Source organism: Mesorhizobium sp. M4A.F.Ca.ET.020.02.1.1 (assembly GCF_004022645.1).
Classification (GTDB): Bacteria; Pseudomonadota; Alphaproteobacteria; order Rhizobiales; family Rhizobiaceae; genus Mesorhizobium.
Map to the genome: position 1 here is coordinate 1 of NZ_RZOI01000155.1, position 9,960 is coordinate 9,960.

Sequence of the window (9,960 nt, forward strand, 5' to 3'; positions counted from 1 at the left end):
CCCGTCGGCCCGATCACGACGTCGCCTTGAGCGCGCGGATCACTGCGGCCACCGTCTTGGTATCGGCGCCCCGGCCGACGCGCATCGCGATGCCGTCGATCTCAAGCTCGATCATGCCGGCATCTCGGGTGGCTTGCCGTTTCCGCTGCTTCGGTGAACGGCTGGCTACAGGTTCCGCCGCCGCCAAAACTGCCGGCACAAAGGCAGGAGAATCTTGCTGCACCGAAGCGGCCTGTTTGCGCGCTTCGCGGCGCCAGGCGAAGACCTGCTGCGGCCTAAGGCCATACCGACGGGCGACCTCGGAAATGATTGCGTTCGGCTCCAGCGTCTCCGCGATGATCCGCGCCTTGTCATTCACCGACCAGTGACGCCGACCGCCGGCACCGTTGATCACCTCGAAACGCCGAAGCTGCCGCTCCGGGTCAAGCGTAAGGTCAAGTCCAGACACAAGCCGATCTCCGATCCTAATACAGGATCGGCAACCTCACAGATCGCGACCACTCCCGAAAGGTGGTCCCGAAACGCCGCTTACGACCAAACGACCGGCTTCTTGCGTTCCTGAACACCCTTTGAGCATGAGAACTATGCCGAGTGTGAACGACCGGTTCTTGGTCGAAATGGCGGGCAAAGCGCGTCATACCGCCATGATCGGAAGAGGCACTCGGCATAGTTCGGCGGTCGGCATAAACATGCAAGCTCAACGGCGTCGAGCCTCACGCCTACCTCGCTGACGTGATCGCCCGGATCGTCGCCGGCCATCCACAAAGCCAGATCGACGATCTGCTGCCTTGGGCCTACAGACCTATGCCGCTCAAGGCCGTGGCCTGAGAACAGCGGTTACTCTCGTAGGATGGCCACTCGCGCACCACTGGCGAGGCTCACTCTTTGGGAGGGTCAACTCGATCGTGAGCGCGACCAATGCCCCACGGGCCTCAGATGTTGACAGTCGAGCTTTTTTTGCGGGCTCGTTTGAACTTCAGCTTTGCGGCGGAAAGCTCACACCTAGCTAGCCAAAACAACGGATGCCGCCGCTTCGCTGAAGCGCTCGTCAACATCCGCGGCTACTTCATGACAAAACGCGTCAGCCGGGCATTCTTTTGGATGTTCATCCGGTCCTCCGAGAACACTGAAGCTTCGACAACCTCAGCTTTTCCGGTCCGGACCGGATGGGACAACCCATATCCGATCGGCCATTTCCATATCGACATCGCCGAGGTGCAGGTCGCCGAAGGCAAGCTGCGCCTCTTCGTTGCCATCGACCGGCGCGTCCAAGCACGCCTGTTCCGACTCGACCCAGTCCAAGATCGGCATACTAGGATCGATCTCGGGGACGGGCTTTGCCAATTCGCGCCAGGATTCCGTTGCCTCAATTCCCGAGGACCACCAAATCGGATGGTGACCAGGAAAGCCGCACCCGCGCGCCCGGCTCTGGCCTAGTCTCGGCGCGGCCGGAAACCATCTTAGCCGTTATGTTTAGGCCATTGTCGGCGCTGATGGTCACGCGGGTCATCCCCCCAATGAACGAATACGTAGCGATCTTGCCAGCCAATACATCGCTTCCTTCCGGGGCGGACTGATCGATGCCACATATCTGAACGTTCTCGGGACGAACCATAACCATGAGTTCTGCCCCTTCGTCCCGCAGGCCACCTGGAATCGCGACAGAGTGGTTTCCCGCGATTATCAGACGGCCATTGCAGGACACTCGGCCACTGATGATATTGGAGTCACCAATGAACTCTGCCACGAAGCGGTTGCGCGGCCGGAAGTACAAATCATCCGGTGTTCCTACTTGGGCAATCTGTCCCATGTTCATCAGGCAGACGCGGTCAGACATATTAAGCGCCTCTTCCTGATCGTGAGTAACGTATATAATGGTGGTTCGCAGTTCCTCATGAAGGCGTTTAATCTCGCCCTGCATTTGCTCACGAAGGTTTTTGTCCAGCGCCCCTAGCGGCTCGTCCATCATGATGATGGACGGCGAATAGACGATGCAGCGCGCTATACCCACACGCTGCTGCTGACCGCCGGACAATTGGCGGGGTTTACGATCTTCAAAGCCGCGCAGACCGACTCTTTCGAGCGCATCCTGGACCTTCGTTCGAATAGTTTCGGCAGGTTGGCGGCGCGCTCGCAAAGGATACGCTACATTTTCGAACACCGTCATGTGTGGCATCAGAGCGTAATTCTGAAACACCATGCCGATCCCCCTATCCCGCGGCGGCAGCCGCGTTATGTCGCGTCCATCCAAAATGATTGTGCCGGTCGTTGGTCCAGTCGCACCCGCGATCATATGGAGCAGTGTCGTCTTGCCAGATCCTGACGGACCAAGCAGAGTCAGGAACTCTCCTTTCTCCACGGCAAGATCAATAGGATGCAGCGCCATCGCCGACGCATACGTCTTCGATACTCCCTTCAACTCAATCGCGCGGGCGCTGTGATTGCGAGTGACGGTCGAGTCCTGCATCCGAACTACTCCTCTACCGGAACGATACTGGTGAAGCGAAGACGTCCGGCGTTAGCGTACCCCACATGCTTGGGTTTATGGCTGGTCCTCTTCAACGGCGTTTCTTCTCCCTGTGTTGAGTCCCATGCGGAATTCGCCTTCTTCTTGGAATTTGTAATCGCCGACCGGGACGGTCACCGATCGAACGGCGTAGATTTCTTCAAAGCGATCGCGATTATGCAAACCAGCAGAGAAATCGCCGTCAAAAAGGTAGACACTGCGGCAATCACAGGCGACAGCTCCCATTCGAGAGCACTGTACATCCTCACTGGCAGCGTAATCGTATTCGGGCCGGCAAGGAACCAGGAGATTACGACTTCGTCAAATGACAGAAGGAAGGAGAAGATAGCAGCGCTTATTAGGGACGGAACGAGTTGCGGCAAGACTACCGTCAGAAACATCCTGATCTGACTGGCGCCCATCAATTCCGCACCAAACTCGAGATTTCGGTCCAGTTTTTGTACGCCGGCCACGATCATGACCACCACGAAAGGCAGCGTATGCGTTACATGGCCGGCCACGATCGACAGCGTCGTGCCACTGACCCGTAGGTAGGACAGATAGAGATAAAGTCCCAATGCAGTTACAATTGTGGGTACAACAAGGGGGCTCATTATCACACTAACAACAAGCGCCCGACCGATGAATTCGTGGCGCGCAATCCAATAGCCCGCCGGAACCCCAGCGAACATGGCAACAGCCGTCGCGGTCACTGCAACCTTCAGGCTCTCGAAAAGCGGATCAGTCCAGCTAGAAGACGTAATAAAGATCCTAAACAGTTCGAGTGAAAAACTTTCCGGTGGGAAGGTCAGGGCGTTCGCCGAGCCGAACGCCATGGGTATAGTGACCAAAACCGGAGCCAAGAGAAACAGATAGACGCATGTCGCCATCCCAGCGCCAATCAGTCCGTATCTGCGCTCGTGTCGATCGCTGACGGTGGTGGACACAAGTAACCTCCTAGAGCCTAAACCGACGCAAAAGCGCCATTGGAGCTGCGAACACACAAACTAGGCCCAGCAGCACCACGCTGATCGCAGAAGCTTTTGGCCAATCCAATACCTGGCGGTTGTAGAAATCCACGAGGTTCGACAACATTTGATCTTGTGGGCCGCCTAGCAGCGCCGGCACAACAAAGGCTCCTAGCGACAGCACAAAGATGCTCAGCGCGCCCGCCAACATCCCAGGCAAACTCAGAGGAAGTGTGACGGTCCAGAAGATGCGCCCAGGCTTGGCTCCCATGATCGAGGCAGCGCGATAAATGGCTCCGTCGATTGCGAGAAGGCTAGCAAGCACGGGCAAGACGACCAGCGGAATGAGGTAATTAGTCATGCCGACAAGGAGACCAACCATATTCAGCACAAGTGGTAGATCGATCTCAGTCCGAAAGACCCAACTAAGAACACTGTTAATGATTCCGTTCCGCCCCAGAATAATCGTAAACGCAAAGCACTTCACCAGCACACTGGTCCAGAATGGAAGCAAAACAAGAATCAACAAAAAATTCCTACGACGCTCTGTCTGGCGAGATAAGTGCAACGCTACAATGAACCCAAGTAACAAGCTCACTATCGTCGAAAGGCCAGCCACAACAATGGTAGTTGTAAGCGTTTGCCGGAACAATGTGCTTGAAACAACCTCGCCGTAGGCGTCCGGCGACATCGATGCACCGTTTAAGCTCATGTAGAATACGTATAAAAGCGGCGGCATTACAACTGCTGCAGCGATCAAGACCGCAGGCGACATAAATAGAGCCTGCGCCTGCATGCGGCTGGTTCCGTTCATCTGCCCTCCCCCGGAGGTGGTCCGGCAACTTAGGACCGGCAAGTCGATATGGGACGGGTCGAAGACCCGCACCAGCAGCCAAAGGACATCAGCCCTGTTGAATCCATTCCTTGAATCTAGTTGTCACCGCCTCATTGTGCTCTGCCCAGTACGCGGAGCTCGTGAGCAGATTATTAGGGTTCTGCAAATCGGGTAGCCACTTGCGAGCCTCGGCCGAGCCCATCTGGGCGGCCTTTTTGGATACTGGCATTAGGCCAAGCGGCTCCAACACTCGCGCCTGGACTTCCGGGCGCAAAAAGTATGCGACGAGTTTCATGGCATTTTCTTTGTTCGGCGCGCCCTTGAGGATCGCCAAACACTCAGTGTAGAAGGTGTTCTGCTCCAGGGAAAATGCCAAGGGCGCTCCGCTGCCCGGCTCATTCGTCGCTTTGACGCGATTGATGGTCGTGAAGCTGAAGTCAACCTCACCAGTCTGCAAGAGTGTTATTGGTTGTTGAGCCGAAGTAGACCACGCCGCAACACTCGGTTTGACCCGATAGAGTACCCTTAGAGCCCGCTCGACATCCAGAGGATACATGTCCTTTGGCAACACACCGTCGCCGAGAAGTGCCGCCTCCAGAGTTCCCTCCGCAGAGGCTCGGCTCGCGCGACGTCCTGGGAATTTCTCCAGGTCGAAGAATTCGGCAAAATTAGCGGGATGTTTCCCGGAGTCGAATCTCTTTGGATCCCATGCAATGCCTGCGGTATTGACATACCACAAAGCGAATTCGGGCTCAACTGGGACCGCCAAGTCTGACATGTCGAACATAGAAGAATCCAGCTTCTCCCAGAAGCCCCTCGCGGACCCAAATGCACCTTCTGAGGCAAAGCTGTCGTATATGTCCCACTCGACATTTCCAATCTGCAGCTGAGCCTTGACTTTTGCGAAGTCCGCAGGGGCAACGTTAACCTTGATGCCGGTTGCGGCAGTGAAGGGGTCTAATACGTGTTTAGCTAGGGCTTCCCCATAACTTCCGCCCCAGGTGGCGATAGTCACAGAACCTGAACTGGCCGCAGCACGCAAGGGCCTCATCACCATCGGCGCTGCAATCGCACCACCCATGCCGAGTAACACAGATCGGCGTGATATCTCCCGCGGAAAGGTTTTCATGTGCTATCCTCCCTTTTCCAAGTAGCGCGGTTACTCCGCATCTCGACCAAAATCTTACCCTAGCTTGTCGCTGCTTTCCTGGAAAAATGTCTTCAAAAACGCATGAAACCCCTGTGTTTACCGCCCGGTTCGCAGGAGTACTGCGCTCCTCCTCCCCCGACAAGAAACTATGAACTGCCGGTCCGGGCTTTCGGACGTCCGATAGCATGGCATCCATGTTTTCATTGAGGCATTGAGGCATTCGCCCCGGAGACGGCCGGCGTTTTGTCGCTGGTGTCACTGGGGTGCTGACCGACGCCACCATTTGTCCTTAACCCCGTCGCCCTCTCACCTCATCCTTTCACAGCGGTAAGAGCCGGGGCTTGCCGGAAAGACGACGGTTCCGTTGCCGTTGATAAAGGTGCGGTGATGGATATGCGCAGGTACCGCGCGGGCCAACACTTGTTTTTCGACATCGCGGCCGACGGAGACATAGTCCTCAGCGCTCTGACTATCGGTGACGCGAGCGACGTCCTGCTCGATGATCGGACCCTCGTCAAGGTCGGCGGTAACGTAGTGCGCGGTTCGCGCCGATCAGCTTCACGCCCCGCTCGAAGGCCTGCTTGTAGGGGTTGGCACCCCTGAAGGATGGCAGGAAGGAATGATGGATGTTTATGATCCTGCCGGACATCTTATGACAGAGCGCATCCGAAAGGATCTGCATGTATCGGGCAAGCACGATGACTTCTGCCCCTGTGTCCTCGATGATCTGCATTAGATCGGCCTCAGCCTGCTGTTTGTTTTCCTTCATTACTTTGATGTAATGGAAGGGAATGTCGTGGTTCATGACCACCTTCTGGTAGGTTAGGTGGTTCGAAACGACGCCCACGACATCGATCGGCAGCGCACCTATCTGCCAACGATAGAGGAGGTCATTCAGACAATGTCCAAAGTTCGAGACCATTAGGTAGAACCTCCATTCGATGCGTGCCGTCATGCAGCTCCTATGACATGCCAAACTCGTCAGCGATCGGCTGGAAACCCTTTTCAATCGCCTATCGCCCTGCTCCTCCTCGCTGATGAAGGAGACACGCATGAAGAACTTGCCGGTATCGACGTCGTCGAATTGCGAGCTGTCGATAATCCTCAGCAGCGAGAAGGCCCGCGATTGCGGCAACAATACCCCGTGCCGCCGGGCACGAGACTTTTAGCACATATTGCTTCAAGACTGGTTTCCAAATAGCTGATGCTGGATATCCATGATACGAATCGGGAGATCACAGCACGTTTTCGAGTTCGGGCATGATCTGGAAGAGATCGCCGACGAGGCCGTAGTCCGCGACCTTGAAGATCGGCGCCTCCTCGTCCTTATTGATGGCGACGATGACCTTCGAGTCCTTCATGCCGGCCAAGTGCTGGATCGCGCCGGAAATGCCGACGGCGATGTAGAGCTCCGGCGCCACGACCTTGCCGGTCTGGCCCACCTGCCAGTCGTTGGGGCATAGCCAGCGTCGACCGCCGCGCGGGAAGGCGCCATCGCCGCGCCCAGCTTGTCGGCCACGGGCACGATCACTTCCTGGAACTTCTCGGCCGAGCCGAGCGCGCGGCCGCCCGAGACGATGATCTTGGGCCGAAGTGAGCGTTTTCTCGGACGAATCCGCCACTTATTGCTTAGCGCGATCCCCATTTGGATCGAAAAATGCTCGCAACGATGCGTCGGCTTCGTAGAGGCTACCGGCGATCTCGATCTGCCATCGGCTATTCTCGATCAGCTCCTTTGTGACGCCGGCGGGGTGGTTTACGTATCCCATTCCAATTGCAGTCCCGATTGTAAAACTTCTCACTCCCGACGATACATAGCCGACGATCTGTCCGTCACAGCGGATAAGTTCATCGTGAAAAAGCACGGGACTCGGGTCGCGCAGCCTGAAAGATACCAACCGTTTTTTTAAAGGCATTGAGTTCCTTTGAACCGCCAGGGCTTCCATTCCAATAAACCCGCACTTTTTATTCCAATCGACGGTAAAACCCAGCCCTGCCTCAAGCAACGTATCAACAGGAGTAAGATCCAGCTGGTACTCTCGGTAGGCGCGCTCAGATCGAAGATGCTCAAGGGCGTGGTACCCTGCAGCCTTGAGGCCATAGGCTCGGCCTGTCTCCCAGAGCAAATCAAAGACGTGCTGCGCCATCTCGGTCGGTATATGAAGCTCCCAACCAAGCTCTCCGATATATGTCAATCTGTTCGCGATTACCCGCGCGTACCCGATGTCGATCTCTCGACTGGAGGCAAAAGGAAATACCGAATTGGTTAAATCAGTATCGGTAACTTGGGATAATATCTCCCGTGATTCTGGTCCTTGCAACGACAGCACAGCGTATGCTGAAGTGACGTCGGTTAGCGTGACATTCCAGTCATCTGTAATATGCCTTGCCATCCAGGCTTTGTCCCGTGGATGTACCGTCGCGGACGAAATGATTAGAAATTCCGTCTCTGATAGTCTATTCACCGTTATGTCCGTCTCTATCCCTCCGTTACTATTGAGCATGTGTGTGTAAACAAGTTTTCCAACTGGCACATCTACATTTCCTGCACAAAGCCACTGCAGTAATCGACATGAGTCCCGGCCCTGGATCAGATGTTTTCCAAATGAACTCTGATCGAAAAGGACAGCACTGTTACGAGCTGCGCTGCATTCCTGGCTTGTATACTTGTACCAGTTTGGCTCCTCGTAGGAATAAACGTTTTCTGTTGGCTCCCCCTGCCCCGCAAACCACATCGGGCGCTCCCAGCCCATGCCTTCACCAAAGCTCGCGCCAAGTTTAGCCCACCGGTCGTGCAGTGTGCTCCTCCTAACGCCCCGCGAGGTCTCCGGCTGATGGCCCGGCCAGTGCATTTTGTAATGAAGACCCAACACTTCGGATGTACGATCATGCAGATATTTCTTGTTGATTTGAAACGGATGAAATCGTGCTACATCGACGAAACTGACATCCATCTGCGGCACTCCCGCAGTAATCCACTCCGCCAATGCGCGGCCTGCCCCCGGCCCATATTCAATACCCTCAGAATTATACCCTGCCGAAACGAAGAGATTTTTCATCCCAGGAACTTCACCAATCATGAACAGAAGGTCCGGGGTAAAACTTTCCGGACCATTGAAAAACTTGGCAATCCCAGCATTTCCAAGCTCCGGAACAATCTCTGTCGCCTTTGTCATCGGCAATTCAAAGTGATCCCAGTCCTCCGGCAGCTCAATGAAGGCTGTCTTATTCGGAAGCCTTTCCATTGGAAGCGCTTTGCCCCACGGCTCGAATGCGCCAACCAGGACTTTTCCTGTGTCTTCTTTTAAGTACACGTGGCCGTCGGTGTCGCGCAGCACAGGCAGCGTGGGCTCCGCAAACTCCATAGCCTCGGTCACCACATAAAAATGCTCTGCAGCGTAGAGTGGAATCCGCGCACCTAATTTTGCTGCAATATCTCTCGTCCAGAGTCCACAAGCCAACACGAGTACTTCAGCCTCAATTACCCCTTCGTTAGTGCGAACTTGATAACATCCGTCTGCCACTCTCCAGAGGTCCGTGACCTCGCAATTCTCTAGAATCTTTACACCATTTTGTTTGGCGCCAGCTGCTAGCGCCATGCATGTGTCGACTGGGTTGGTCTGCCCGTCTCCAGGGATAAAGACCGCACCCTCTATGATTGACGCGTTGAGAGCTGGATATAGCTTCTTCGCCTCGAACGGCGAAATCATGTGAGCCTCAAGGCCAAAAGTCTTGGCAACTGATGCGCTCCGCGAGGTTTCGTGGAGGCGCTCTCTAGTTCTAGCGACCCCAAGCGTGCCGTTACGCTTGAAACCGGTAGCTTGCCCGGTCTCGGCCTCCAGGGTGGAATAGAGTTCTGCGTTATACTTTGCGATCTCAGTTAGTGAGTGAGTGCCACGCGTTTGCATAATCAAGCCAGCAGCGTGCCACGTAGTGCCCGAGGTCAGAGTGTTCCGTTCAAGAACGGCAATATCTCGTTTGCCATTCTTGGCAAGATGATATGCCACGCTCGTTCCCGCAATTCCTCCACCAATGACGAGGACCTCATGAGCGCGAACGGGCACTTCACGGGGACGTAGAGGCGAGTTCGTGATCATGGGTATCCTTGTCTCTGTCTACACTCAACTTTGGCTGCGGAAAGGTTGCCATCACCACTTCGAGGCGCTGGTTCGCTAGATCGATCAGCTTGCGCCTCGGTGTCACCGCTTTCGCAAAGCCGACGACCATCACCTGTGATCGCTTTCCCTCGTAGAATAACCTCCTGCGCCGCAGAAAAAGTGCTGAGTTGGGATGCGCGCTGATCTTATTGTGCGCATTCGTTACTTCGTGCGCAGGACAAATGCGCGTTGGGGTTGCCACCGCAATAGCTGGCCCAATTCTCTCGGCGTAAGACCGTATGCCGGTGAGGTGGCTCGCCCTACACTGCGCGTCCGAGGGTTGCTCGGGCGGGCCGAGCCGATCCTCATCACAGGAGGACGAGCCGTGGCAGATTATAGGGATG

General features: G+C 55.6%; 9 protein-coding genes and 2 pseudogenes. 1 reads left to right on the top strand and 10 read right to left on the bottom strand.

The features are described 5' to 3' along the window. Positions 1-13: 13 nt before the first annotated feature. Positions 14-394: a transposase gene (locus EN742_RS12710; RefSeq protein ID WP_210214453.1), complete on the bottom strand. Its 381-nt coding sequence runs from the start codon at positions 392-394 to the stop codon at positions 14-16. A 293-nt stretch (positions 395-687) separates the two neighbouring features. Between EN742_RS12710 and EN742_RS12715 the strand changes: the two are divergent. Continuing rightward, positions 688-828 (top strand): annotated as a pseudogene (locus EN742_RS12715) (transposase domain-containing protein); the annotation flags it as partial. Positions 829-1,143: 315 nt separating this feature from the next. Here the strand turns inward: EN742_RS12715 and EN742_RS40010 are convergent. From EN742_RS40010 to EN742_RS38690, 9 genes and pseudogenes are all read right to left on the bottom strand, one after another. Beyond that, entirely contained in the window at positions 1,144-1,272 is a 129-nt protein-coding gene (locus EN742_RS40010) for a hypothetical protein (RefSeq protein ID WP_281034957.1), read from the bottom strand. A gap of 94 nt (positions 1,273-1,366) precedes the next feature. Next, positions 1,367-2,467: an ABC transporter ATP-binding protein gene (locus EN742_RS12725; protein WP_128332870.1), complete on the bottom strand. Its 1,101-nt coding sequence runs from the start codon at positions 2,465-2,467 to the stop codon at positions 1,367-1,369. 173 nt (positions 2,468-2,640) lie between these two features. Further along, entirely contained in the window at positions 2,641-3,453 is an 813-nt protein-coding gene (locus tag EN742_RS12730; RefSeq protein WP_128332871.1) for an ABC transporter permease, read from the bottom strand. A 10-nt stretch (positions 3,454-3,463) separates the two neighbouring features. After that, entirely contained in the window at positions 3,464-4,288 is an 825-nt protein-coding gene (locus EN742_RS12735) for an ABC transporter permease (protein ID WP_210214454.1), read from the bottom strand. A gap of 88 nt (positions 4,289-4,376) precedes the next feature. Further along, positions 4,377-5,438 carry an ABC transporter substrate-binding protein gene (locus tag EN742_RS12740; RefSeq protein ID WP_128332872.1) on the bottom strand — a complete coding sequence of 354 codons (1,062 nt, stop codon included), beginning with the start codon at positions 5,436-5,438 and terminating at the stop codon, positions 4,377-4,379. 535 nt (positions 5,439-5,973) lie between these two features. Continuing rightward, positions 5,974-6,597 carry a formyltetrahydrofolate deformylase gene (locus EN742_RS12745; protein WP_245492305.1) on the bottom strand — a complete coding sequence of 208 codons (624 nt, stop codon included), beginning with the start codon at positions 6,595-6,597 and terminating at the stop codon, positions 5,974-5,976. Positions 6,598-6,694: 97 nt separating this feature from the next. Beyond that, positions 6,695-7,057: pseudogene (locus EN742_RS12750) on the bottom strand (FAD-binding protein); the annotation flags it as partial. A 24-nt stretch (positions 7,058-7,081) separates the two neighbouring features. After that, positions 7,082-9,556, bottom strand: coding sequence for an FAD-dependent oxidoreductase (locus EN742_RS12755; protein WP_128332873.1), 2,475 nt, complete (start codon positions 9,554-9,556; stop codon positions 7,082-7,084). Then, on the bottom strand, positions 9,525-9,960 hold a 436-nt coding region (locus tag EN742_RS38690; protein ID WP_210214455.1), incomplete at its 5' end, for a hypothetical protein. The genes EN742_RS12755 and EN742_RS38690, both read right to left, overlap by 32 nt.

Bases quoted from the DNA above. Each gene is read 5' to 3' on its own strand.
- EN742_RS12725 (WP_128332870.1), bottom strand. From the start codon at position 2,467: ATGCAGGACTCGACCGTCACTCGCAATCACAGCGCCCGCGCGATTGAG.
- EN742_RS12735 (WP_210214454.1), bottom strand. From the start codon at position 4,288: ATGAACGGAACCAGCCGCATGCAGGCGCAGGCTCTATTTATGTCGCCT.
- EN742_RS12740 (WP_128332872.1), bottom strand. From the start codon at position 5,438: ATGAAAACCTTTCCGCGGGAGATATCACGCCGATCTGTGTTACTCGGC.
- EN742_RS12755 (WP_128332873.1), bottom strand. From the start codon at position 9,556: ATGATCACGAACTCGCCTCTACGTCCCCGTGAAGTGCCCGTTCGCGCT.